General features: G+C 69.5%; 25 protein-coding genes. 15 read left to right on the forward strand and 10 right to left on the reverse strand.

The annotated features are described in order from the left end of the window. Positions 1-71: 71 nt before the first annotated feature. Positions 72-1,058 carry an MBL fold metallo-hydrolase gene (locus AAFN86_RS02205; protein WP_347541569.1) on the reverse strand — a complete coding sequence of 329 codons (987 nt, stop codon included), beginning with the start codon at positions 1,056-1,058 and terminating at the stop codon, positions 72-74. A 136-nt stretch (positions 1,059-1,194) separates the two neighbouring features. On the opposite strand from AAFN86_RS02205, the gene AAFN86_RS02210 reads away from it, so the two are divergent. From AAFN86_RS02210 to AAFN86_RS02230, 5 genes are all read left to right on the forward strand, one after another. Next, a complete protein-coding gene (locus tag AAFN86_RS02210; protein ID WP_347541570.1) occupies positions 1,195-1,380 on the forward strand; it encodes a hypothetical protein in 186 nt (61 codons plus the stop codon). Between the two features lie 76 nt (positions 1,381-1,456). Beyond that, the gene (locus AAFN86_RS02215; protein WP_347541571.1) at positions 1,457-2,668 is read left to right on the forward strand and encodes a flavin-dependent oxidoreductase; all 1,212 of its coding nucleotides are present in this window, start codon (positions 1,457-1,459) and stop codon (positions 2,666-2,668) included. Between the two features lie 80 nt (positions 2,669-2,748). After that, the gene (locus tag AAFN86_RS02220) at positions 2,749-2,961 is read left to right on the forward strand and encodes a DUF1127 domain-containing protein (RefSeq protein WP_347541572.1); all 213 of its coding nucleotides are present in this window, start codon (positions 2,749-2,751) and stop codon (positions 2,959-2,961) included. Positions 2,962-3,019: 58 nt separating this feature from the next. Next, on the forward strand, positions 3,020-3,793 hold the full coding sequence (locus AAFN86_RS02225; RefSeq protein WP_347541573.1) for an enoyl-CoA hydratase: 774 nt from the start codon (positions 3,020-3,022) through the stop codon (positions 3,791-3,793). 270 nt (positions 3,794-4,063) lie between these two features. Beyond that, on the forward strand, positions 4,064-5,149 hold the full coding sequence (locus AAFN86_RS02230; RefSeq protein ID WP_347541574.1) for an amino acid ABC transporter substrate-binding protein: 1,086 nt from the start codon (positions 4,064-4,066) through the stop codon (positions 5,147-5,149). Between the two features lie 223 nt (positions 5,150-5,372). Here AAFN86_RS02230 and AAFN86_RS02235 read toward each other — a convergent pair whose 3' ends face one another. Then, positions 5,373-5,975 carry a nucleoside 2-deoxyribosyltransferase gene (locus AAFN86_RS02235; RefSeq protein WP_347541575.1) on the reverse strand — a complete coding sequence of 201 codons (603 nt, stop codon included), beginning with the start codon at positions 5,973-5,975 and terminating at the stop codon, positions 5,373-5,375. A 50-nt stretch (positions 5,976-6,025) separates the two neighbouring features. Between AAFN86_RS02235 and AAFN86_RS02240 the strand changes: the two genes are divergently transcribed. From AAFN86_RS02240 to AAFN86_RS02270, 7 genes are all read left to right on the forward strand, one after another. Beyond that, positions 6,026-6,835 (forward strand): alpha/beta hydrolase, encoded by an 810-nt coding sequence (locus tag AAFN86_RS02240; RefSeq protein ID WP_347541576.1) that lies wholly within the window; start codon positions 6,026-6,028, stop codon positions 6,833-6,835. Positions 6,836-6,884: 49 nt separating this feature from the next. Beyond that, positions 6,885-8,066, forward strand: a complete 1,182-nt coding sequence (locus tag AAFN86_RS02245; protein ID WP_347541577.1) for an ABC transporter substrate-binding protein — start codon at positions 6,885-6,887, stop codon at positions 8,064-8,066. A 118-nt stretch (positions 8,067-8,184) separates the two neighbouring features. Continuing rightward, on the forward strand, positions 8,185-9,108 hold the full coding sequence (locus tag AAFN86_RS02250) for a branched-chain amino acid ABC transporter permease (protein ID WP_347541578.1): 924 nt from the start codon (positions 8,185-8,187) through the stop codon (positions 9,106-9,108). 3 nt (positions 9,109-9,111) lie between these two features. Beyond that, positions 9,112-10,035 (forward strand): branched-chain amino acid ABC transporter permease, encoded by a 924-nt coding sequence (locus AAFN86_RS02255; protein WP_347541579.1) that lies wholly within the window; start codon positions 9,112-9,114, stop codon positions 10,033-10,035. Further along, on the forward strand, positions 10,028-10,777 hold the full coding sequence (locus tag AAFN86_RS02260; protein ID WP_347541580.1) for an ABC transporter ATP-binding protein: 750 nt from the start codon (positions 10,028-10,030) through the stop codon (positions 10,775-10,777). The genes AAFN86_RS02255 and AAFN86_RS02260 overlap by 8 nt, the downstream gene beginning before the upstream one ends. Next, a complete protein-coding gene (locus AAFN86_RS02265; protein WP_347541581.1) occupies positions 10,777-11,478 on the forward strand; it encodes an ABC transporter ATP-binding protein in 702 nt (233 codons plus the stop codon). The genes AAFN86_RS02260 and AAFN86_RS02265 overlap by 1 nt, the downstream gene beginning before the upstream one ends. Before the next feature lie 16 nt (positions 11,479-11,494). Beyond that, positions 11,495-11,938, forward strand: coding sequence for a cupin domain-containing protein (locus tag AAFN86_RS02270; protein ID WP_347541582.1), 444 nt, complete (start codon positions 11,495-11,497; stop codon positions 11,936-11,938). 193 nt (positions 11,939-12,131) lie between these two features. On the opposite strand, the gene phoB is transcribed toward AAFN86_RS02270, so the two are convergent. The 7 genes from phoB to AAFN86_RS02305 all read right to left on the reverse strand — a co-directional run bounded on the left by phoB (position 12,132) and on the right by AAFN86_RS02305 (position 18,366). Beyond that, positions 12,132-12,848: a phosphate regulon transcriptional regulator PhoB gene (gene phoB / locus AAFN86_RS02275; RefSeq protein WP_347541583.1), complete on the reverse strand. Its 717-nt coding sequence runs from the start codon at positions 12,846-12,848 to the stop codon at positions 12,132-12,134. 5 nt (positions 12,849-12,853) lie between these two features. Further along, positions 12,854-13,570 carry a phosphate signaling complex protein PhoU gene (gene phoU, locus AAFN86_RS02280; RefSeq protein WP_347541584.1) on the reverse strand — a complete coding sequence of 239 codons (717 nt, stop codon included), beginning with the start codon at positions 13,568-13,570 and terminating at the stop codon, positions 12,854-12,856. A 20-nt stretch (positions 13,571-13,590) separates the two neighbouring features. Then, positions 13,591-14,430 (reverse strand): phosphate ABC transporter ATP-binding protein PstB, encoded by an 840-nt coding sequence (gene pstB, locus AAFN86_RS02285; protein WP_347541585.1) that lies wholly within the window; start codon positions 14,428-14,430, stop codon positions 13,591-13,593. Between the two features lie 17 nt (positions 14,431-14,447). Next, positions 14,448-15,341: a phosphate ABC transporter permease PstA gene (gene pstA, locus AAFN86_RS02290; protein WP_347541586.1), complete on the reverse strand. Its 894-nt coding sequence runs from the start codon at positions 15,339-15,341 to the stop codon at positions 14,448-14,450. A 4-nt stretch (positions 15,342-15,345) separates the two neighbouring features. After that, complete coding sequence (pstC, locus tag AAFN86_RS02295) at positions 15,346-16,317, reverse strand: phosphate ABC transporter permease subunit PstC (RefSeq protein WP_347541587.1); 972 nt, start codon at positions 16,315-16,317, stop codon at positions 15,346-15,348. Between the two features lie 61 nt (positions 16,318-16,378). After that, complete coding sequence (gene pstS / locus AAFN86_RS02300; RefSeq protein ID WP_347541588.1) at positions 16,379-17,395, reverse strand: phosphate ABC transporter substrate-binding protein PstS; 1,017 nt, start codon at positions 17,393-17,395, stop codon at positions 16,379-16,381. Positions 17,396-17,580: 185 nt separating this feature from the next. Beyond that, positions 17,581-18,366 (reverse strand): enoyl-CoA hydratase-related protein, encoded by a 786-nt coding sequence (locus tag AAFN86_RS02305; protein ID WP_347541589.1) that lies wholly within the window; start codon positions 18,364-18,366, stop codon positions 17,581-17,583. A 121-nt stretch (positions 18,367-18,487) separates the two neighbouring features. Between AAFN86_RS02305 and AAFN86_RS02310 the strand changes: the two genes are divergently transcribed. The 3 genes from AAFN86_RS02310 to AAFN86_RS02320 all read left to right on the forward strand — a co-directional run bounded on the left by AAFN86_RS02310 (position 18,488) and on the right by AAFN86_RS02320 (position 23,143). Then, entirely contained in the window at positions 18,488-20,191 is a 1,704-nt protein-coding gene (locus tag AAFN86_RS02310; protein ID WP_347541590.1) for a gamma-glutamyltransferase, read from the forward strand. Beyond that, entirely contained in the window at positions 20,188-22,056 is a 1,869-nt protein-coding gene (locus AAFN86_RS02315) for a tetratricopeptide repeat protein (RefSeq protein WP_347541591.1), read from the forward strand. The genes AAFN86_RS02310 and AAFN86_RS02315 overlap by 4 nt, the downstream gene beginning before the upstream one ends. 112 nt (positions 22,057-22,168) lie before the next feature. Then, entirely contained in the window at positions 22,169-23,143 is a 975-nt protein-coding gene (locus AAFN86_RS02320) for a tripartite tricarboxylate transporter substrate binding protein (RefSeq protein ID WP_347541592.1), read from the forward strand. 149 nt (positions 23,144-23,292) lie between these two features. Here the strand turns inward: AAFN86_RS02320 and AAFN86_RS02325 are convergent, their stop codons facing one another. Then, complete coding sequence (locus tag AAFN86_RS02325; protein ID WP_347541593.1) at positions 23,293-24,429, reverse strand: mandelate racemase/muconate lactonizing enzyme family protein; 1,137 nt, start codon at positions 24,427-24,429, stop codon at positions 23,293-23,295. Positions 24,430-24,472 lie beyond the last annotated feature (43 nt).

A 24,472-nucleotide genomic window follows, 5' to 3' on the forward strand; every position in this document is an offset into this window, starting at 1 on the left:
CACATGCTCCAGCCTGATGTTTTGAGAGCATCTTCACGCGTCCAGATTATTCCATCTGAACGCGATCTGCTCTAACCCAGGCTCGTCACGTCCATCGGCGCCTGGTGCCAGGCAAAGCCTTCGCCTTCCTTCGCCACGCGCCCCAGGCCCGGCCAAGGGAAGTGGTAGGACAGCAGCAACGGCTTGTCGGTGGCGAAGACCTCCAGCGCCCGTGCCCGCGTCTGCGCCGACTGCTTCGGGTCCGTATCGAAGGAGAATTCAAGCAGCGGCCGCCGCAGCAGCAGGATATGGTGATGCGCGAGGTCGCCAGTATAGACCATGACGTTCGGCCCGGAACTGATCGCATAGATGGTGTGGCCGACCGTATGCCCGGGGGCGGCGATGGCGGTCACGCCGGGCACCACCTCGCGCCCGTCCTGCACCATCACCATGCGGTCGCGATAGGCGTTGAGGTTCTTCGTCGCACCGCGGATGAACGGCCCCATGAAGGCCGGGCCGCGGATGTTCGATTCATCCGTCCAGTAGCGCAGGTCGGCCTCAGTCACCGCCACCTGGGCATTGGGGAAATTGCGGTTGCCGCTGGCGTCCACCAGCGCCCAGCAATGGTCGCAATGGGCGTGGGACAGCACGACCATGTCGATCTGCGCGGGATCGATGCCGGCGGCGCGCATGTTGCGCAGCAGCCGCCCCGTGGTCGGGCCGAACATCTGGCTGTCCGCCCCCATGCTGTCGCCCATGCCGGTGTCGAACAGGATCAGCTGCCGCCCGGTGTTCAGCACCAGCGCGTTCTGTTCCAGCAGCGCATTGGCGGGGTCGAGGAAATTCGACTGCATCATGGCGTTGATCTCGCCGGGGCGCGCGCCGACGAAGGAATCCTCAGCCTTGCCGAGCGGCAGGGCGCCGTCGGAAATGATGGTCGCTTCGTAATCGCCGAACTTGAAGCGGTACCAGGCGGGCGCACCCCGCCCGACGAAGGGGGCGGCAGCCTCGGCCCGCAGCAGCGGCAGCGCGGCCGCTGCCAATCCGGCACCCAACAGGGCGCGGCGGTTCATGGTCATCGTTCGTTTCTCCCTTTGGCGCCGCCATGCCGGTGGGCGGCGCCGCGCCGGCAGGCTATCGTCCGGATCGGATGAAATGCCAGCATGGCGTGTGTCGCATTCAGTCATGCTCACGTTACAATGTAAGGAGAGTCGCATGTTTCTCCGCATGATGGGCGTGGGCCTTGCGGGCATCGCCGTGGTGACCGCCACGGCCGCGGTGGCCGGCGCGGCGGTCGCGGGTGTGGCCGTGCTGGCCTGTGCCGCCAGGCGCCGGGCCAAGGCGGACAGCGCATGGCCGCGGGAGGCCGCGGCCACGCCCACCCCGGCCGAGGAGAACTGAACGACAGCGTCGCCACGCCGCCTTGTCCGGTGTGCCCCCGGGCGCTACGCCGCACCCGATGGCGTCGGAGAGTGACATGCGGGTGCTGATCGCTGGCGGTGGCGTGGGCGGGCTGACCCTGGCGCTGTCGCTGCACGAGCGCGGCATCGCCTGTTCGGTGTTCGAGGCGGCGGAGCAGGTCCGCCCGCTTGGCGTCGGCATCAACACCCTGCCGCATGCGATCCGCGAATTGGCGGCGCTGGGGCTGTTGCCGGCGCTGGATGCGGTGGCGGTTCGCACGCGGGAACTGCGCTACCTGAACCGTTTCGGCCAGGAGATCTGGGTCGAACCGCGCGGCACCTGGGCGGGGCATGAGGTGCCGCAATTCTCGATCCATCGCGGTCATCTGCATGCGGTGCTGTGGGCGGCGGCGTTGGAACGGCTGGGGCCGGATGCGCTCATCACCGGCGCCAGGCTGGCCGGCTTCTCGCAGGATGCGCAGGGCGTGACGGCGCGCTTCGCCGATGGCCGCAGCGCGCGCGGCGATTTGCTGGTCGGCGCCGATGGCATCCATTCCGTACTGCGTGCCGCGCTGCATCCCAATGACGGCGGCATCCGCTGGAACGGTATCCAGATGTGGCGCGGCGCGATCGACTGGCCGGCCTTCGAAGGCGGCGACACCATGATCGTCGCCGGCGACATGACCGAAAAGCTGGTGCTGTATCCGATCGCCGCCGGCGCGACGCCGGGGACGCGGCTGACCAACTGGGTGGTCTGCGCGCAGATCGGCGATGCGACGCGACCGCCGCCGCGCCGGGAGGACTGGTCGCGCCCCGGCCTGCTGTCCGAGGTGCTGCCCCATGTCGCGCGCTTCCGTATCCCGTTCCTGGATGTCGGGGCGCTGGTTCGCGCGACGCCGGAATTCTGGGAATACCCGATGTGCGACCGCGACCCGCTGCCGTTCTGGACGCAGGGGCGCGTCACGCTGCTCGGCGACGCCGCGCATCCGATGTATCCGGTGGGCTCGAACGGCGCGTCGCAGGCGGTGCTCGATGCGCGCTGCCTGGCCGCGCTGCTGGATGGGGGCGATGGCGTCGCGGCGCTCGCCGCCTATGCGGCCGAGCGCCTGCCGAAGACAGCCGATATCGTCCGCAGCAATCGGAAAGGCGGGCCTGAGCGCGTGGTCGATGTCGTTTCCGAACGCGCGCCCGATGGCTTCGCGCGCATCGAGGATGTGATCGCGCGGGAGGAGCTTGCCGCGATCGCCGGCGGCTATGCGCGCATGGCCGGCTTCGCCGCGCCGCGGTAACCGCGCCACTTCGCTACCGACCGCACCATCGCGCGGATCACTTGCGGCATTTCACCTGTCCACACGGCAGGAGAATGACGATGACCTCGCACAGCGGTACGCAGACACCATCGCGGATCATCATCGCCGCGCCGTGGTCCTGGGCCGGCGTGGTGCAATGGATCGGCATGGCGATGGATCGGCAGGCGCAACGAGCGCGGCTCGCATCGCTCGACCCGCGGCTGCTGCGCGACATCGGGCTGACGCGCGCGCAAGCACTCGCCGAAGCGCGCCGGCCGTGGTGGCAGGGCTGACCGCTGCATTGGCAGCCTTCCCCGACGCGGGCAGGATGGCCGGCGACGGAGGAAACCGATGGCTGGACGAATGGATGTGCGGCGGTCCCATGACGGGCGGGTCGCGCATGTGGCGGTGGATCACGACGCCAAGCTGAACACGCTGAATCCGGCGCTGATGGATGCCTTCGTCGCGACCTTCGCTGCGCTCGGCCAGGACCAGTCCCTGCGCGCGGTGGTGCTGACCGGCGCGGGGCCGCGCGCCTTCATCGGCGGGGCCGATATCTCGGTGATGGCGGCGGTGCAGGATCCGGCGGGCGGCGAAGCCTTCATCCGCCTGGTGCATGGCTGCTGCCGCGCGGTGCGCGACTGCCCGGTGCCGGTGATCGCGCGGGTCAATGGCTGGTGCCTGGGTGCCGGGCTGGAGATCGCCGCCGCCTGCGACCTGCGCATCGCTTCTGAGGCCGCGAAATTCGGCATGCCGGAAGTGCGCGTCGGCATCCCTTCGGTGGTCGAGGCCGCGCTGTTGCCCGGATTGATTGGCTGGGGCCGCACCCGCCGTCTGCTGTTGCTCGCGGAGACGATCGGCGCGGCGGAAGCGCTCGACTGGGGCCTGGTGGAACGCGTCGCCGCGCCGGAGGCGCTGGATGGGGCGGTGGAATCCTGGGTCGAACTGCTGCTTGAAGCCGGTCCCGAGGCGATCCGGTCCCAGAAGGCGTTGATCCGGCGCTGGGAGGACCTGACGCTGACCCAGGCGATCGCTGCCGGCATCGAATCCTTCGCCGCATCCTGGCGCACGGATGAGCCGGTACGGATGCTCGGCGGGTTCATGGCGCGGAAGAAGGGTGGGTGAGGGTGAACCGGGAGGCCTTGCCTCACCTGGGACGCGATGTGCCGAAGGCCTTTGACGCCTTTTCGCGGCGGGCCTTCGTGCCCGGCGCGGTTGGGGATGGGGCCGATCCCCGTCCCGATGTGCGCCTGGAGCAGGATCCGTTCGCTTTCGCTCACGCCTCCGGCTCCATGCCGCTGTCTGATCGTGTGATTCACGCCTCCGGTGATTCCACCTGCGGCGGTCACGCCTTAACGTAGGGGGCCGTGCCAACTGGCCCGCAGGAGAATACGCATGATGAATGTTCTGGCCGGTCCGGCATCCGCCGGCGCCGCGCAGCGCACCGTCGCTGGATCGGCCCGGCGCGGCATGGCGGCCCTGGGGCTCGGCTTGCTTGCGAATATCGGGCTGCTGTTCGGTGACGGCGCCCATGCGCAGGGGTCGCCGACGCTCGCCGCGATCCGCGCCCGCGGCAGCGTGGTCTGCGGCGTGCAGTCGAACAATCCGCCATTCTCGCTTCCGGACAGCCGTGGGGTCTGGCGCGGGATGGATGTCGATTCCTGTCGCGCTCTGGCCGCCGCCGTCCTGGGCGATCCGAACAAGATGACCATTCGTCCCGTCACCGGACTGACCCGCTTCCCCGCGGTCCAGAGCGGCGACATCGACGTGTTGTTCGGCAGCACGACCTGGACCACCACGCGTGAGACCCAGCTCGGCCTGATCTTCGCCGCCGCGAACTATTTCAGCGGGCAGGGCTTCCTGGTGCGCCGCTCGCTCGGCGTCACAAGCCTGAACCAGCTGGACGGGGCGACCATCTGCGTACCGCCGGGATCCACCACCGAGGTCATCCTGCAGGAATGGTTCCGGGCCAATCGGCTGACCTTCCAGCCCATCCTCATCGACGACCCCAACGAGATCATCGGCGCGTTCCTGGCCGGTCGCTGCGATGTCTATACCCGCGACATGACCGGCCTTTCCGGTTTCCGCATGTCGCAATCCAAGCCGGATGATTTCCTGTTGCTGCCCGAGAACATCACCATGGAACCGCTGGGCGCCTGGATCCGCAAGGGCGACGACCAATGGCTGGACGTGGTGCGCTGGACGCAGTTCGCCCTGATCTGGGCGGAGCAGCAGGGCGTGACCGCCGCGACGGTCGACAACCCCGGCCCGGCGCCATCGACCGACGTTCGGCGCCTTCTGGGCGAGGGCGACATCGGGCCGGGCCTGGGTCTCGATCGCCGCTGGGCGGCGAACGCCATCAAGGCCGTCGGCAATTACGGCGAGATGTGGGAGCGCAACGCGGCACCCTACGGCCTGGCGCGAGGCCTGAACCGGCTCTGGAACCAGGGCGGTCTCATGTACTCGCCACCGCTTCGCTAGCGTGTGATGGCCGCAGGTGCCAATGCACCGAAGGTCTGAATCACGCGATCAGGCAATAGGTTGGAGCGTGATGGGCGAACGAATGTGAACCAATCGTGCTCCGAGCCGGATCGCGATCAGGTGGAAGCACCTGGTCGGGCGGCTTGGCCCATTGCCTCGCGGGGCGCGACCCGGTGCGAGCGCCTCATTCGCGCCCGGACCGGGCTGAGATGCCGGACGGCGCTCAGCCCCTTGGCGGGAAAGGGTCCGGGGCGGTGCCGCGTTCCTCTCCCATCGCCTTCAGCCGCCGGCAGCACGCCTCGAACGCAGTGAAATCCCGCCACCGCTGCATCGGGGCGGCGTCGAACCGCTCGAACGCGCCGCCGGCCGCCTCGATCCCGCCATCGATCATCAGGTTGTCGGCCAGGCCGAAATCCTCGAGGCCCATCGCTTCCGCATCCTCCCACCCGCCATCGGCGCGCGGGCGGGCCTGGTCGCCGAGGAAGGCGCGGGTGCGGGTCAGGAACTCGGCGGCCTCGTTGCTGTAGCCCATGACCGGCCGGCCGAGCGCGCGCATGAAGCCAAGCTCGAACACCGTCCCCGCATCGGCCGACGGCCCGCGGAACGGCGTGAGGTTGGCGATCAGCCCGCCGCAGGACCGGATATGCGCCTCATTGCCCAGGTAGATGCGCATCCAGTAGGGCCGGTCGGCCGGCGGCGCCCGGGGCGGCGGGTCGAGCGGGAAGACGCCCTCCAGCCCGTGCGCGGCGCAGATGCGCTTCTTCGCCGCCGCGACCTCGAGCGCGTCGGGCAGGAAGACTTCGGGGCCGGCGAGGTAGACGCGCATCACCCGATCCTGCCTTGCCGGCTTGCGCCGCGCCATGCGCAATACAGGGCATGGATCTGGAAGCCGAATACAACAACCGCGCGCGGGTGGCCGACAGCGCCGCGATCATCGCCGGATGGGCGCGCGATGCCGCCGCGTTCCGGGCCGGCTGGGCCCGCAGCACGCTCGACCAGCCCTATGGGGATGGCGCGCGGGAACGACTCGACCTGTTCGAGCCTGATATGCCCGGCCCGCTCGCCGTGTTCATCCATGGCGGCTATTGGCAGGCGCTCGACAAATCCTTCGCCAGCCATTGCGCGCGCGGATTGCTGGGACGCGGCGTGGCGGTTGCCGTGCCGTCCTACGACCTGTGCCCCGGCGTGCCGATGCGGCGGATCGTCGAGCAGATGCGGGCGGCCTGCGCCATGCTGCACCGGCGCACCGGGCGGCGGCTGCTGGTGGCGGGCCATTCGGCGGGCGGGCACCTTGCCGCGTTGCTGATGGCAACCGACTGGACGGCGGTCGACCCGGCGCTGCCGGCCGGGCTGGTCGGCGCGGCCCTGCCGGTCTCCGGCGTGTTCGAGATTGAGCCCGTGCTGCCCACCAGCCTCGGCCGCGCGCTGAACCTGTCGCCCGCCGAGGCCCACGCCCTGTCGCCGCGCTTCCTGCCGCCAGCTGGGGGCGACCTGCACGCCGTGGTGGGCGGGGCGGAAAGTGGCGAATTCATCCGCCAGACCCGCGACTTCGCCGCCGCCTGGGGCGGCAGCGAGGAGGTCCTGCCGGGGGCGAACCACTTCACCGTGCTCGACCCCTTCGCCGATCCGGCGCATCCGCTGGTCGCCCGCGCCGCCGCCATGGCGGGGCGACTTGCGCAGGGCTGACGGATCGCGCTTAACAGGGGCCGGAATCCAGGCAAACGGGGGGGTTTCCATGGTCGGTATCGGACGGCGCGGGCTTCTGGGCGGAACGACGGCGCTGCTGGCCGCCCCCGCGATTCTTCATGCGCAGCCTGCGGGTGGCGTGAAGATCGGCGTGGTCGCGGTGCAGACGGGGCCGCAGGCAGCCCTTGGCAACCAGTTGAAGGACGGGTTCGCGCTGGGGCTTCGGCACCTGGACGGCAAGCTCGGTGGGCTGACCGCCGAGACGGTCGTCATCGATGACGAGCTGAAGCCCGATGTCGCCGTCACCAAGGTCCGCGCGGCGCTGGAACGCGACAAGGTGGATTTCATCGTCGGCGTGGTGTTCTCGAACATCCTGCAGGCGATCATCCGGCCGGTGACCGAATCCGGCACCTTCCTGATCAGCACCAATGCTGGCCCGTCCACCTTCGCTGGCCGCGGCTGCAACCCGAACTTCTTCACCACGTCGTACAACAATGACCAGGTCCATGCGGTGATGGGCCAGGTGGCGCAGGACAACGGCTATCGCCGCGTCTTCGTGCTGGTGCCGAACTACCAAGCGGGCCGCGACGCGGTGGCCGGCTTCAGGTCGAAGTTCCAGGGGGAAGTGGTGGACGAGGTCTTCGTCCCGCTCACCCAGCTCGATTTCTCCGCGGAACTGGCGAAGATCGCGGCCGCGCGTCCGGACGCCATCTTCACCTTCATGCCCGGCGGGCTTGGTGTGAACCTGGTGCGGCAGTATCGCCAGGCGGGGCTTGCCAACATCCCGTTCCTGTCCACCTTCACGGTGGATGAGGCGACGCTGCCCGCGCAGGGCGATGCGGCGCTCGGCTTCTATTCGGCGGCGTCCTGGGCGCCGAACATGACCAACGCGCAGAACGTGAAGTTCGTGGCCGACTACATCGCCGCGCACAATGCGGTGCCGGCGACCTATGCGGCGCAGGCCTATGACGCGGCGATGCTGCTCGATTCGGCGATCAAGCGGGTCAACGGCAACCTCGCCGGCAAAGATGCGCTGCGCGCGGCGATCAAGGCGGCCGATTTCCGCTCCGTGCGCGGGTCGTTCGCCTTCGGGGAGAATCACTACCCGGTACAGGATTTCTGGCTGCTGAAGGTCGGCCGCCGCGCCGACGGCAAGCTCGAGACCCAGACCGATCGTAAGGTCTTCGCCAACGCGGTCGATCCCTGGGCTGCCGAATGCCGCATGCGCTGATGGCCGGCGCGCAAAGGCATGTCCTTTGCGCGCCGGGCCGCGCGCGCCGAGCCGTTGGGGCGGCCATGCGCCCGACCATGGCGGCGGCTGGCCCGCGGCCGTGCGCCGGGGGGCGGGCGTGACGACCCAGTTGCTGCTGGTGCAGGCGCTCAACGGCCTGCAACTCGGTATCCTGCTGTTCCTCGTGGCGGCCGGGCTGACGCTGGTGTTCGGGGTGATGGATTTCATCAACCTCGCCCATGGCGTGCAGTACATGCTGGGGGCCTATCTCGGTGCGTCGCTGGCGGCAGCGACCGGGTCCTTCTGGTGGGGGCTGCTGCTGGCCCTGCCGGCGGCCCTGGCGGCGGGGCTGCTGCTGGAAATGCTGGTGTTCCGGCATCTTTATGCGCGCGATCACCTCTCCCAGGTTCTGGCGACCTTCGGCGTCATCCTGTTCCTGAATCAGGGCGTGAAGCTTGTGTGGGGTGCGGCACCCCTGCAGGTGCCGATACCCGCGATCCTTGAAGGTGGGATCGAGATCATGCCCGGACTGCAATACCCGCTGTATCGCGTGGCAGTGCTGGCGGCCGGCATCGCGACGGCGGGCGGGCTGTGGTGGCTGGTTGAACGCACCCGCGCGGGGATGCTGGTGCGTGCGGGCGCGACCAATGCGGCGATGGTCTCGGCCCTTGGCGTGGACATCAACCGGCTGTTCACCATGGTCTTCGCCTTCGGCGCCATGCTGGCAGGCTTCGCGGGCGTGCTGGCCGGGCCGATCTTCTCGGTCGAACCCGGCATGGGCGACAACGTGCTGATCCTCGCCTTCGTGGTCATCGTGACCGGTGGCATCGGCTCGATCCGGGGGGCGTTCCTGGCCGCACTCCTGGTCGGGCTGATCGACACGCTCGGCAAGTCGTTGATGCCGGACCTGATGCGACTTTTCCTCGATGCGTCGCAGGCACGGCAGACCGGCGCGGCGCTCGCCTCCATGCTGGTCTATGTCGCGATGGCGGCGATCCTCGCCTTCCGCCCGGCGGGGTTGTTTCCGGTCCGGGCCGGCTGATCCATGCGCGAGGTCTGGCTGCCGCTGCTGGTGCTGGCCGCGCTGGGGCTCGCGCCCTTCGCCGGCTTCGCGGCGTCCTACGAGATGACCCTGATGGCGCGGATCATGATCCTGGCCATGGCGGCGGTGTCGCTGTCCTTCCTGGTCGGCGGGGCGGGGTTGGCGAGCCTGGGCCATGCGGCATCCGTCGGCGTCGGCGCCTATGCGGTGGCGCTCCTCGACGCGCATGGCGTGACGGACGCCGCGCGCGTGCTGCCCGTCGCGATCGGTGCGGCGACGCTGTTCTCGCTGGTCACCGGCGCGATCGCGATCCGCACCAGTGGCGTGCATTTCATCATGATCACGCTGGCCTTCGGGCAGATGGCCTTCTTCACCGCGTCCTCGCTCTCGGCCTATGGCGGCGATGACGGCTACACGCTGTACAGCCGGACCGAGGTCGCGGGCACGCGGCTGCTCGAGAATCGCCTCGTCTTCCACGTCATCTGCCTTGGCGCGCTGGCGCTGACCTGGGCGGGCTGCGCCATGTTGCTCGCCTCGCGCTTCGGCCGCGTGCTGCGCGCGGCGCGGCAGAACGCGCAGCGCGTCGAGGCGATGGGCCTCGCGCCCTATCCCTTCCGCCTGGTGGGCTTCGGCATCGCGGGGGGGCTGGGCGGCGTGGCCGGCGTGCTGCTCGCGAATGCGACCGAGTTCGTCTCCCCCGCCATGTTGTCCTGGCAGCGCTCCGGGGAGTTGCTGTTCATGGTGATCCTCGGCGGTGCTGGCCGGTTGTGGGGGGCGATGCTCGGCGCCGTGGTCTTCGTGCTGCTGGAGACCTGGCTCGCTGAGATCACGCCGCATTGGCGCATGATTTTCGGGCCGCTGCTGGTGATCTCCGTCCTGCTGATGCGTGGCGGCCTGTCCGGCCTGGTGGAGCGCCGCCATGGCTGACCCGCTGCTGCGCCTGGTCGACCTGCGCAAGCAGTATGGCGGCCTGGCCGTGACCGATGGCGTCTCGCTGGATGTGATGCCGGGTGCGATCCATGCGGTGATCGGCCCGAACGGCGCGGGCAAGACGACGCTGATCCACGAAATCACCGGCGTGGTCGCGCCGGATGCGGGGCAGGTTGTCTTGGCCGGCCAGGACATCACGCGGCTGTCCCTGCCGCGACGGGTGCGCGCGGGGCTGGCGCGCACGTTCCAGATCACCAGCGTCGTCGCCGGTTTCTCGGCGCTGGAGAATGTCGCGCTGGCGGCCCAGGCGCGCAGCGGATCGTCCTTCCGTTTTGTCAGGCCCGCATCCTCCGAACGTCGCCTGAACGACGCCGCGATGGCCGCGCTCGATGACGTCGGCCTCGCCGATCGCGCCGCCGTGCCGGCCGGCGCGCTGTCCCATGGCGAGAAGCGCGCCCTGGAACTTGCCGTCGCGCTGGCAACGCGCCCGCGCCTGCTGCTGCTCGACGAACCGCTTGCCGGCGCCGGGCCGGAAGAGACGGAGCGGCTGGTCGCCCTGCTGACCCGGCTGAAGGCCGGCTACACCATCCTGCTGGTCGAACACGACATGCAGGCGGTCTTCGCACTCGCCGACCGCATCTCGGTCCTGGTCTATGGCCGCATCATCGCGACCGGGTCCGTGGCGGAGATTCGCGGCAATGCCGAGGTGCGCGCCGCCTACCTTGGCGAGGACGATTGATGCTGGCGGTCGATGGCCTCCTCGCCGGCTATGGCGGCAGCCGCGTGCTGCACGGCATGACCTTCGCGGTGGGCGCGGGCGAAGTCGTCACGCTGCTCGGCCGCAATGGCATGGGCAAGACCACCACGGTGCGTGCCGTGATGGGCCTGCTGGCGCCCCAGGGCGGGCGCATCGCCTTCGAAGGCACCGATGTGACCGGCCAGCCGCCCTATCGCATCGCGCAGCGGGGCATCGGGCTGGTGCCGGAAGGCCGCCAGGTCTTCCCGACCTTGACGGTCGAGGAGAACCTGATCGCCACGGCCGCCAACCGCACCGGCGGGGCGCCGCGCTGGACGCTGCCCGCCGCGCTGGCGCTGTTTCCGCGCCTGGCCGAGCGCCGGCGCAACCTCGGGTCGCGCCTGTCGGGGGGTGAGCAGCAGATGCTCGCGATCGGCCGCGCGCTGATGACCAATCCGCGCCTGCTGATCCTGGATGAAGCGACTGAGGGCCTCGCGCCGATCATCCGGGCCGAGATCTGGGCCGTGCTCGCACGGCTGCGCGCCGAGGGCCTCGCCATCCTGCTGATCGACAAGAACCTCGCGGCGATCCAGCGCCTGGCCGACCGCCATGTGGTGATCGAGAAGGGCCGCGTGGTCTGGGCCGGCACCAGCGAGGCCCTTTCGGCCGCGCCCGAAGTGCGCGACACCTATCTTCACGTTTGAGGGAGGAACCGAGCCCATGACCGCTTTGACCGCAGGCATCACCCCCGCCGGGGAAGGGATCGACGGCGTCGTCTGGAACATCCTGGGCCAGACCTACAAGCCCGTCGCCCACGGCGAATCCTGCTTCGCCTTCGACACGCTGTTCCCCGACGGCACCTTCGTGCCGCCGCATATCCACAGCAGCCAGGACGAGTTCATCCGCGTGCTCGACGGCCGCTTCGACCTAGTGCTGGACGGGCAGGCGGTCACCGCCACGACTGGCGACCTGATCCGCATGCCGGCCGGCATCATGCACGGCATTTTCAACAAGTCAGGCGCGCCGGTGCGGGCGCTGTTCTGGGTCAGCCCGGCGAAGGGGCTGTATCAACTGTTCACGCGCATCAACAACGTGCCGGATCCAGCCGAAGTGGTGCGTATTGCGTCGGAATACGAGGTGACGTTCCTGCCGCCCCCGGGGTGAGGGCGATTGGAGGGGCCTTGCCCCTCCAAACCACCCCATCAGGGGCCAACGGGCCCCTGGACCGCGGGTAACGGGCGCCGGTTACCGGGGCGCGGCATTGCCGCGAGGCCGAGCGCGCCCAAGTGACCGGTCGCCCCGGTGCATGGCGCGAAGGACAGCCGGCGCCCGCCATTGAAGGTCAATCCAGGGCGCTTCAGTGATCTTCCGCGTCCAGCGCATACCCCGCCGAGCGCACCGTGCGGATCAGATCCACCTCGTGCTCGCCATTGATCGCCTTGCGCAGCCGGCGGATATGCACATCCACCGTGCGTGGCTCGACATGGATGTCGCGCCCCCAGACCGCATCCAGCATCTGTTCGCGCGTGAAGACGCGTCCCGGATGCTGCAGGAAGAATTCCAGCAGCCGGTACTCCGTCGGCCCAAGATGCAGGGCGCGCCCGCCGCGCGAGACCCGGTGCGAATCCTGGTCCATGCTCAGGTCGCGATAGGTCAGCACGCCCTTCGTCGCCGCCCCGCCCGACCGGCGCAGCAAGGCGCGGATGCGCGCCAGCAGCGCGTCCATCACGAAGGGCTTGGCGATGTAGTCATCGGCACCGGTATCCAGCGCGCGGACCGCGTCCTGGTCCTCGGTGCGCGCCGTGACCATGATGATCGGCAGGTCGCGCGTATTGGGCCGGCGGCGCAATTGGCGGCAGACCTCGATGCCCGACAGCGCAGGCAGCATCCAGTCGAGCAGCACGAGGTCCGGCCGCGCTTCGGCGACGCGCAGCAGCGCCTCCTGGCCGTCGGCCGCCTCGTCGACCTTGAAGCCCTGCTTCTCGAGGTTGTAGCGCAGCAGGGTCATCAGCGCGGCCTCGTCCTCGACCACCAGGATGGTGGGCTTGGCGAGAGTGGAATAGGCCTCGGCCATCGTGGCTATTCTCCGGCGGGGCGGACGACCGCATAGGCCGACTGGTCGGCCTTGGGGCGGTCCTCGGGCAGGGTGTCGCCGCGCACGGCGTAGAAGATGCGCTCGGCGATGTTGGTGGTGTGGTCGCCGATGCGTTCCAGGTTCTTGGCGATGAACAGCATGTGCGTCGCCGCCGAGATGTTGCGCGGATCCTCCATCATGAAGGTCAGCAGCTCCCGGAAGATGCCGTTGTAGATCGCATCGATCGGCTCGTCGGCTTCCCAGACGCGCTGCGCCGCCTCGGCGTCGCTGTTCACGAAGGCATCCATCGCCGCCTTCAGGTTTTCCTGCACCAGGTGCGTCATGCGCTCGAAGCCGTTAAGGCTGCCGATCGAGGGCAGGGAGGCGAGCACGATGGCGCGCTTGGCCGCATTGCGCGCGTAATCCCCGATGCGCTCGAGGTCGTTCGACGCCTTCATCGCCGCGATGATGACGCGCAGATCCTGCGCCATGGGCTGGCGCAGGGCGAGCAGGCGGACGCAGAAGCTCTCGATCTCGCGTTCCAGCGCGTCGATCTGGATGTCGCGGCCGACCACCTCGGTCGCGAGGTCGGTGTCGCGGCGCACCAGGGCGCGCGTCGCATCCGCCACCTGGCGTTCCGCAAGCCCGCCCATGCGCGCGACCATGTCGCGCAGCCGCCGCAGTTCCTCGTCATACGAACGCACGATGTGTTCATTGGCCATGTCGTTGGTCCTCCCGCCGCTCAGCCGAAGCGGCCGGTGATGTATTCCTGGGTCTTGGCGTGCCTGGGCGCGGTGAACATCTGCGCCGCGGGTGCCACCTCGATCAGCTCGCCGAGGTAGAAGAATGCCACCTGGTCGGCGCAGCGCGCCGCCTGCTGCATGTTGTGCGTCACGATCACGATGGTGAAGTCGCGCTTCAACTCGTCGATCAGCTCCTCGATCTTCAGCGTGGAGATCGGGTCGAGCGCTGATGTCGGTTCGTCGAACAGGATGACCTCGGGGCGCACCGCGATGGTGCGCGCGATGCACAGCCGCTGCTGCTGGCCGCCCGACAGGCCGAGGGCGGAGGCATCGAGCCGGTCCTTCACCTCGTCCCAGATCGCCGCGCGGGTCAGCGCCCATTCGATGCGTTCGTCCATCTGGCTGCGCGACAGCTTCTCATGCAGGCGGATGCCGAAGGCGATGTTGTCGTAGATCGTCATCGGGAAGGGCGTCGGCTTCTGGAACACCATGCCGACCTTCGCGCGCAGGGCATTCAGGTCTGCATCGGGGGCGATGACGTTCACGCCGTCGAGCATGACCTCCCCGGTAGCGCGCTGGCCGGGATACAGGCTGTACATCCGGTTCAGCACGCGCAGCAGAGTGGACTTGCCGCAACCCGACGGGCCGATCATGCCGGTCACCTGGCGGTCGGGGATGTTGAAGTCGATCCCCTTCAGCGCGCGGTTGTCGCCGTAGAAGAATTCAAGGTTCTGGATGGCGATGCGCGGCGCGTTGATCGCCGCGCCGGAGCGCGCCTGGACGCCCCCGAAGCCTTGGCTTCCCGCCTCGGTGATGCCGGTGTCGGCCGTGGTGGACATGGGGTTCTTCCTTCCGCTCACTTGCGGCCGCGCAGCAGGCTGCGCGCCAGGATGTTGAGGCTGAGCACGCCGAGCGTGATCAGCAGGGCGCCGGCCCAGGCAAGCGCGATCCAGTCCTCGAAGGGCGAGCCGGCCATCGAATAGATGGTCACCGGCAGGCTCGACATCGGCTTCGACAGGTCGACCGACCAGGCGTTGTTGCCGAGCGAGGTGAACAGCAGCGGCGCCGTCTCGCCCGCCACGCGGGCGACGGCCAGCAGGATGCCGGTGATGATGCCCGAGATGGCCGACTTCCAGCAGACGAAGACGATCATCTTCCACTTGGGCGAGCCAAGCCCGATCACCGCCTCGCGCAGCGTGTTCGGGATCAGGGAGAGCATGTCCTCGGTGGTGCGCACCACCACCGGGATGACGATGATCGCCAGCGCCACCACGCCTGCCCAGCCCGAGAAGCCGCCGAAGGGCAGCACCAGGATCTGGTACACGAACAGCCCGACCAGGATCGACGGCGCGGACAGCAGGATGTCGCACACGAAGCGCACCAGATTGCCGAACTTCGACCCGCGGGCATATTCGGCGAGGTAGGTGCCGACCAGCATGCCGATCGGTGTGCCGATGGCGGTGCCGAGGGACGCCTGGATCAGGCTGCCGACGATGGCATTCAGCAGCCCGCCATCGGAACCGGGCGGCGCGGTGACGCGGGTGAAGACATTGGGGCCCATCGCCGTGAAGCCGCGGATGGTCAGCGTCAGCAGGATGGAGGCCAGGAAGGCGAGGCCGACCAGCGTCGCCGCGACGCACAGCAGGCGCACGATGCGGTCGGCGCGCTTGCGCCGGCGCCCGAGGGCGGCGGCGACGTCGATGTCCTTGCGTGGGCCGGGCAGGGATCCGGCCGTGAGGGAAAGGCTCATCGGATCAGGCCTTCAGCCGCGAGCGCAGCAGGTAGCGCGAGGTTGCCAGGACGATGAAGGACAGCACGAACAGGATGAAGCCGAGCGCGAGCAGCGAGGCGAGCTTGAGGCTGCCGGTCTCGCTTTCGCCGAATTCCAGCGCCACCAGCGAAGCGATGGTGTTGCCCGGCCCGAACAGGGAGGTGGAGATGCGGTTGGCGTTGCCGATCACGAAGGTGACGGCCATCGTCTCGCCCAGCGCGCGCCCCAGGCCCAGCATGATGCCGCCGACCACCGAGATGCGGGTATAGGGCAGCACGACGCCGCGCATCACCTCCCAGGTCGTCGCCCCCAGGCCATAGGCGCTTTCCTTGTAGACCGGCGGCACCTGCAGGAAGACATCGCGCATCGTCGCCGCGATGAAGGGCAGGATCATGATCGCCAGGATGAAGGATGCGGTGAAGATACCGGTGCCGAAGGGCGCGCCCTGGAACAGGAAGCCGATCAGCGGCCATTCGCCGACATTGTCGATGATCCAGGGCTGGATATGCGCGGCGAAGGCCGGCGCGATCACGAAGAAGCCCCACATGCCGTAGATGATCGACGGCACGGCGGCCAGCAGCTCGATCGCCGTGCCCACCGGGCCGCGCAGCCAGGCGGGCGCGAGTTCGGTCAGGTAGAAGGCGATGCCGAATGCGAGCGGTACGGCCAGTGCGATCGACAGCACGGCGGTGACGATGGTGCCATAGATGGAGACACCGGCGCCGAATACCTCCTGCACCGGATCCCATTCGGTGGACCAGATGAAGGCCGGGCCGAAGGCGCGGAAGGCCGGCAGGCCGGCGATGAACAGCTCGACGATGATGGCACCCAGCAGTGCCAGGACCAGCACGCCGGAGCCCTTGCAGGCGAGGGCGAAGATCGTGTCGCCGAGATTGCCACCGCGCCGCGCGCCATGGCCGAGGATCGGTGGGGAAGCGGTTGCGGCCTGGCTCACGGCATCTGCCTGTCAGGAGGGAAGGGAAGGGGCCCGGCCTCGCGGCACGGGCCCCTCGTTCTCATGCGCCGAACTGGCGGTTCCAGGCCGCCCTGATGGCGGTCTTGGTCGCTTCCGGCAGCGGGATGTATTCCAGCTCGCGGGCCATCGCGTCGCCATTGGCATAGGCCCAGTCGAAGAACTTGCGAACATTGGCGCCGCGTGCCGCATCCGCCGGGTTGGTCGGCAGCAGGATGAAGGTCGGCGAGACGATCGGCCAGGAATTCAGCCCCGGCTGGTTGATGATGTCGGCCGCGAAGCCCGGCACCGACCAATCCGCGTTGGACGCAGCGGCGAGGAAGTTCTCCATGGTCGGCTTCACGAAGTTGCCGTCCTTGTTGCGCAGCTGCGTGGTGATCAGGTTGTTGCGGCTGGCATAGGCGTTCTCGACATAGCCGATGCCGCCGCGCGTGTTGCGCACGCCGCCCGCGACACCCTCATTGCCGCGCGCGCCGTTGCCGACCGGCCAGCGCACCGAGGTCGCCGAGCCCGGCCCGCCGCGCCAATCGGCCGACACCGCCGCGAGGTAGGAGGTGAACACGAAGGTCGTGCCCGACCCGTCCGCGCGATAGACCGGCGCGATGGCCAGCGCGGGCAGCGTCACGCCCGGGTTCAGCGCGGTGATCTTGGCGTCGTTCCAGCGGTTGATCTTGCCGAGGAAGATCTCGGCCAGCACGTCGCCGGTCAGCTTCAGCTGCTCGTTCTCGATGCCCGGCACGTTGATGATCGGCACCACCGAGCCCATCACCGTCGGGAACTGCAGCAGGTTGCCCTCGGTCAGTTGCTGGGCGGTCAGCGGCGCGTCGGTCGCGCCGAAATCGACCGTGCGGTTGCGGATCTGGTTGATCCCCGCGCCCGAGCCGACCGACTGGTAGTTCACCTGCATCCCGATCGCCGTGCGGGCCGCCTCGGCCCACTTCTGGTAGATCGGGTTGGGGAAGGACGCGCCGGCGCCGGTGATCTGGGCGCCCTGGGCGCGGGCGGCGAGGGGAAGGGCCAGCATCGCGCCGGCGCCGAGAAGGATGGACCGCCTGTTCATCTGCGTCACTCCGTACGTGTTACAGTGGCGCTCCGCGGGGAAGCGCCGACGCCCGGGCTTCTAGGCGGGGTGAAAGACCTCCCGATTGCAGTTTTATGATGGTTCGATGACAGGCGGGGCGACAACCTGCCCGGTCATCCCTGACCTGCGCCGGGCGCGGCCCCGCCGGACCGCGCCCGCCGGCTTCAGCGATACCAGGCCGGGCGGCGCTTTTCGCGGAAGGCCGCGAGGCCTTCCTTGCCCTCGGCCGAGGCGCGCTGCATCCAGGATTCATGCGCGAGCAGCGACATCTCCCGCGCCGAGAGCTTCAATCCGTTGGCGCCCAGGAACGAATCCTTGGTCATAGCGATGGCCGACGGGGAGGAGAGCATCGTCTGGTCGATCACCTCGGCGAGTCGCGCATCCGCGCGGCCGGCCTCAACCACCTCATGCACCAGGCCGATGCGCAGCGCCTCGGCGGCGTCGAAGCGTTCGCCGGTCAGCGCATAGCGGCGGGTGTGGCGCAGCCCCATGGCATGGACCATGTGGGTGCTGATGGGGGTGGGGGCGACGCCGACGCGCACCTCGGTCAGGCCGAAGATGGCGTCGGGCGTGGCGATCGCCACATCCACGCAGCACACCACGCCGCAGCCGCCGCCGAAGCAGGCGCCATGCACCAGGGCGAAGGTCGGCTTGGGAAATTCGTTCAACTTCTGCATCGCCGTGGTCGTCGCCATCGACGCCGCATAGGCCTGTTCCGGGCCGTAGGTCGCCGCCACGGCCAGCCAGTCGAGGTCGGCGCCGGCCTGGAAGTGCTTGCCCGCGCCGCGGATCACCAGCGCCCGCACCGCGTCGTCATCGCGCAGCGTGTCGAGCCCGGCGATCAGCGCGCCGAGCAGGTTCTCGTCATAGGCATTGCCCTTGGCGGGCTTGTTGAGCGTGGCAGTGGCGATGCCGCGATCATCGATCGACAGCAGGACGGGTTCGGCCATGGCGGTTCTCCCTTTGTAAGGCGGGGCGCATCCTTGCCGCGCGCGCGCCTGGCGCCAAGCCGCCGTTGACGCATGGCCGCAGCGCGCCGAGGCTTCGCCGGTCAGAAGGAGGCCCGACGCCATGGCCAGCAGCCGCCCCACGCTTTCCGGTCCCCGCCATGCCGTCTCGGCCGGGCACTATCTCGCCGCCTCGGCCGGTGCCGCGGTCCTGGAAGCCGGTGGCAATGCCATCGATGCCGGCTGCGCGGCCGGCATGGCGCTTGGCGTGCTGCTGCCGGACCTGGTGAATGTCGCCGGCGTCGCGCCAATCATGATCCGGATGGCGGATGGCACGGTCGAGACCATCGCCGGCCTCGGCCATTGGCCGCGTTCGCTGCCGCCCGACGTCTTCATGCGCGAACATGGCGGCAAGATCCCGAACGGGGTGCGTCGCACGGTGGTGCCGGCCGCCCCCGACGCCTGGATCACTGCGCTGGAACGCCACGGCACCATGAGCTTCGGCGACGTCGCGCAATACGCCATCCGCTATGCGGGCGAAGGCTTCGCCGTCTTTCCGCTGCTGGCCGAGACGGTCGCGCTGCATCTCGCGGATTACCAGCGGTATCCCTCCAACGCCGCGATCTTCCTGCCGAACGGCGCCCCGCCGAAGGTCGGCGACCGCTTCGTGCAATCCGACCTCGCCCGCACGCTGTCCTACATGGTCGAGGAGGAGCGGCGCGCCGCCGCGAAGGGCGGGCGCATGGCCGGCCTCGCCGCCGCGCATGCCGCCTTCTACCGCGGCGACATCGCGCGGGAGATCGTGAAGTTCATCCAGGCCGAGGGCGGCTTCCTGTCCATGGAGGACATGGAAGGCTTCCGGTCCCGCCTGGAACCCGCCGTCGCCAAGCCCTGGCGCGGCCACACGCTGCTGACCTGCGGCCCGTGGTGCCAGGGCCCGGCACTCGCCCAGGCTTTGCTGCTGATGGAACGCGCCGGCTTCTCCGGCATGGCGCATAATTCCGCCGACTACCTGCACCTGCTGACCGAGTGCGTGAAGGCGGCCATGGCCGACCGCGAATACCATTTTGGCGATCCGCTGTTCACCCAGGTGCCGCTGGATGGGCTGCTCTCGCCGGATCATCTCGACGCCCGCCTGCGCCAGATCGACCCTGAGCGCGCGCATCCGTCGATGTATGAGCCGCTGCTCGGCCGCGGCACGCCGGCCGATGGCCCGCGGCGCGCCGACCTGCCGAAGGTCGAGGCCGATACCTCCTACGTCGCCGTGGTCGATCGCTGGGGCAATGCGTTCAGCGCGACGCCGTCCGACGGATCGTGGAATTCCCCGGTGGTGCCGGGTCTTGGGCTAATCCCGTCCAACCGTGGCAGCCAGTCGCGTCCCGACCCGGCGCATCCCTCGGGCGTGGCACCCGGCAAGCGTCCGCGCCTGACACCCAACCCGGCGATGCTGGTGACGGAAGATGGCGGCGTCATGCCATTCGGCACGCCGGGCGGCGACGTGCAGATCCAGGCCATGCTGCAGGTCATGCTGAACGTCTTCCACTTCGGCATGGAGCTGCAGGACGCGATCGAGGCGCCGCGCATCGCCTCCTATGCCTTCCCCTCCTCCTTCGCGCCCTTCGACTATTTCCCCGGCCGCATCGCCGTGGAAGGCCGCGTGCCGCAAGCCGTGCGCGACGACCTGACCTCGCGCGGGCATGAGGTGGTCGCCTGGCCTGACATCACCTGGCTCGCCGGCAGCGTGGAGGCGGTGATGTCTGACCCCGTCGCCGGCCTCGTGCGCGCCGGCGCCGATCCGCGTCGCCCGGCCTACGCCATCGCGGGGTGACGGCCGCCGCCTTGATCGAGGCTGCCGCCGCGCATCAGCGGGGCGGCCGCGCCGCCGCCGCGGCCGCCGCCTATGATGCGGCCATTGCCGCCGGGGCGGATGCGCCGGAATTGCGCAACAACCTCGGCGTCGCCTGGCGTGACGCCGGCAACGCGGCGCGCGCCGAGGCGGCCTTCCGCGCCGCCCTGGCGCAGCGTCCGGACTATGTCCGCGCGGCGCAGAACCTCGCGGAACTGCTGCAGGCCGCCACGCGCGCGGCGGAGGCGGCCGAGGTCTTCGAAGCCGCCATCGCCGCCGGCGCCGGGGAGGGGTTGCGAAGTGCGGCCGGCCGCGCCTGGTCGCGCGCCAACCGGCCCGACCTTGCCCTGCCGCATCTGCTGGCCGCCCACACCGCCGCGCCGGACGATGCCGTGCTGCGCAACGACCTCGCCGGCGTGATGATGGCGCTCGGCCGGCCGAATGAGGCGGCCGGGCATTTCGCGGCCGTGGTCGCGGCACTCGCCCATCGTGCCGATGTGAAGGTCAATCTCGGCGTCGCCCTGCATCAGGCCGGGCGCTGGGCGGAAGCCGAGGCGGTACATCGCAGCGCCATCGCGCAGGACCCGTTCTGCCGGCCGGCCTGGCACAACCTGCTGCTGTTGCTGAACTATGCGCCCGGCGTGACGGCCGAGGCCGTGGCACGGGAACACCGCGCCTATGGCGAACACTTCCCGCCGCGCGCCGCACCCCCCTTCGCGAACCGCCGCGACCCGGACCGGCGGCTGCGCATCGGACTGCTCTCGGCCGATTTCCGATCCCATCCGGTGGGGCGCTTCCTCGCCGCACCGCTCGCCGCGCTCGACCGGCGCGGCTTCGAGGTCATCGCCTACGCCAACCAGGCAACCACGGATGGCATGACCGCGCATCTGCGCGGGCTGCTCGATGGCTGGCGCCCGGTGCATCATCTGCCCGATGCCGCGGCGGCAGCGGCGATCCGCGCCGATGGCATCGACATCCTGGTCGACCTATCGGGCCATACCCAGGGCACGCGCCTGCCGGTGCTGGATCATCGTGCCGCACCGGTGCAGGCCGCCTGGATCGGCTATGCGAACAGCACCGGCTCAGCGGCCGTGGACTGGATCATCGGCGATGCCGCCTGCGTGCCGCCCGGCGAGGAGGCGCTGTATGTCGAACGGGTGATGCGGCTGCCCGGCTGCTACCTGTGCTTCGCGCCACCGGCCTTCCCGGTGAGTCGCAGCCCGCCGCCGATGCTGGCGCGTGGCCATCCCGTGCTGGCCTGCTTCAATCCGCCGACCAAACTGCATGACGGCGTGCTGGCCGCCTGGGCGCGCATCCTCGCCGCGCTGCCCGCCGCGCGCCTGCTGCTGAAGGCGCGGCCATACGGCGAAGCCGAGGCGGCGGAGGCCATCCGTGCGCGCTTCGCGGCCTGCGGGGGCGATGTGGCGCGCCTCGATCTGGAAGGGCAGAGTCCCTACCCGGACTACTTCGCGCGCTATGCCGGGGTCGATTTCATGCTCGACCCGTTTCCCTTCCCCGGCGGCACCACCACCGCCGAGGCCATCCATGCGGGCGTGCCGACCCTGACCCTGCGGGGGCGCGGCGGCATGATGTCCCGCAACGGCGAGACCCTGCTGAGCGCCGCCGGAATCCCCGACTGGATCGCGGCGGATGAGGGTGACTACATCGCCCAGGCGGTGCGCCGCGCGCAGGACCCGCAGGGGCTGGCGGCGGTGCGCGCGCGTCTTGGCCTCGGCACGCTTGGCGACAGGACGGCGTATGCGCGCGGGCTGGAGGCGGCCTTCCGGGCGATGTGGCGGGACTGGTGCGACGGTCGGGGGCTGACCCCGGTGCCGTCCGGCCCTTGACGCTTGCGCCGGACGCGACGGCGGTCGTCTAATCGACCGATCGGTCGGTCGCACGCATCGTCAGGCGCGCCGGTCGCAGCCATGCCGCATTACGTCGGCCGCGGAGGACACCATGATCACGCGACGCCTGTTGGCCGGCGCCGCCCTGGCACTGCCCGCCCCTGCTGCGCTGCGGGCCGCCGAGCCGACATCCACCCGGCCCATCCGCATGCTGGTCGGTTCCGCCCCCGGCGGTTCGCAGGATCTGACGGCGCGGCTGATCGCCCCGGGCATGGCCGCACGTCTCGGCCAGGCGGTGGTGGTGGAGAATCGCGGCGGCGGCGGCGGCATGCTGGTCTTCGACCCCGTGATGCGCGCGGTGCCGGACGGCACCACCGTCACCACCGGCAACATGGGCGCGATCATCATCAACGCGATCAGCGAGCCGAACTTCCCGATCAAGCCGATGAACGACCTCGCGCCGGTGTCGCTGGTCGCCGATGTCATGACGATCCTGATCACGCCGGCCGACCGGCCCTGGCGGAATGTGGAGGAACTCATTGCCGCCGCCCGCGCGCGGCCCGGCGAATTGAGCTGGGCGCATCCCGGTGTCGGGTCGAGCCCCTGGCTCGCCTCCCTGCTGCTCGACAAGGATGCCGGGCTGTCCACCATCGCCGTGCCGTTCCGCGGCGGCGCGCCGGCGGTGATGGAACTCATCGCCGGGCGGATCGACTATTGCTTCGCCACCACGCCGACCGCCCTGCCGCAGATACGCGCCGGGAAGGTGCGCGCCCTGGCGGTGCCGACGCCGCAGCGACTGGCGATGATCCCCGATGTGCCGACGATGGTGGAACTTGGCCATCGCGATTTCCTGGTCAGCGGTTGGTTCGCAGTGATGACGACGCCAGGCACCCCGCCGGCGACGATCCTGCGCCTGAACCGGTCGATCAATGCCGCGGCGGCGGATACCGACGTGGTCGCGGCCTTCGCGCGCGAGGGCATGTCGCCGCTGCCCTCCACCCCCGAGGAATTTGCGCAGCGAGGCGCCGCCGAGCGCGAAAAGTGGGAACCTATCGTGCTTGCCGCGCTGCGGGGCCGGCCGGGCTGAAGCATGTCCAACCGGCGCGGCGCAACCACCTCATAGGTATCCGCGCAGGCGCGCCCTGCTGTCGCCCTGGATCCCCGCCAGCGCGCCAGGCCGCCACACGAGCGGGCATCGCCGCCCACTCCGCCGCATGTTCCCGTTCGGGCTCAGCCCTACACGTAGCCAGGCCCTTCGATCGCCGGGTAGGCGGTCAGGAACGCCTCATCCACCTCGACCCCGATGCCCGGCGTCTCGTTCGGGCGGACATGGCCGTCGGCGCCGATCTTCCACGGCTCGCTGCCGAGTTCGTCGCGGAAGCGGTTGGCCCGCGAGATGTCGGCTTCGAAATACCCGCCATTCTCGATGGCCGCGAGGAAGTGAATCGACGCCGCCTGATTCACCCCCGTCATCGACGAATGCGGATGGATCGGGATCTTGAAGGCGGATGCCATGCCGGCGATGCGCAGCGCCTCGGTGATGCCGCCGCATTTCGACAGGTCCGGCTGCCAGATCGTGATGACGCCGTCTTCCAGCACGCGGGTGAATTCGTAGCGCGTGAAGTGGTTTTCCCCCGCTGCCAGCGGCGTTGATCCATAGCCGCGCGCCTGGGAATAGGAATGGTGGTCGTGCGCGGGGAAGGGTTCCTCCAGCCAGCCGATGTTCAGCCGGTCCATCTCCGGCATCACCTGGCGCACCTGGTCGATGGAATAGCCGATATTGGCGTCGGTCAGGATCGTCAGGTCCTTGCCGAAGGCGTCGCGCACCGCCTCCATGCGTGCCACGTCGTCCTTCACCGTATCGCCGACGCGCAGCTTCACCGCGGTATAGCCGGCCTCCATATGCGGGGCGGCCTCGTCGATCAGCTGCGCAGGCGGCTGGTAGCCGAGGGCAACCCCGCCGGCATAGGCCGGCACCGGCCGCGCCGCCCCGCCGAGCAGCTTGTACAGCGGCAGGTTCAGCGCCTTCGCCTTCGCATCCCAGATCGCCATGTCGATGCCCGACATCGCCATGGCGCAGCCCGCGCCCATGCCGTGGGATGCCAATTGGTACTTGTAGATGCGCGCATTGATGCCGGTGGTGTCGAACGCATTCATGCCCAGCACCAGCTGCCGCAGCGTGGTCTGGATCAGCGTGGCGATGGCGGTATGCGCGCGGCCGTGATGGGCCTCGCCCCAGCCGACGATGCCGTCCTCGGTGGTGACCTTCACCATTACCGCGTCGCGCTTGACCGCCTGGCCGATGCCCAGGCGCGGCCCGCCCGGCGGCAGCGGGAAGGAGGTTGGGAAGGCGCGCACATCCACGATCTTCATCGGCGTCGTTTCCTCGTTTCGTTGCGCCGGACGGGCCGGGCCA

It is taken from the genome of Roseomonas sp. CAU 1739, from assembly GCF_039839775.1.
Classification (GTDB): domain Bacteria; phylum Pseudomonadota; class Alphaproteobacteria; order Acetobacterales; family Acetobacteraceae; genus Neoroseomonas.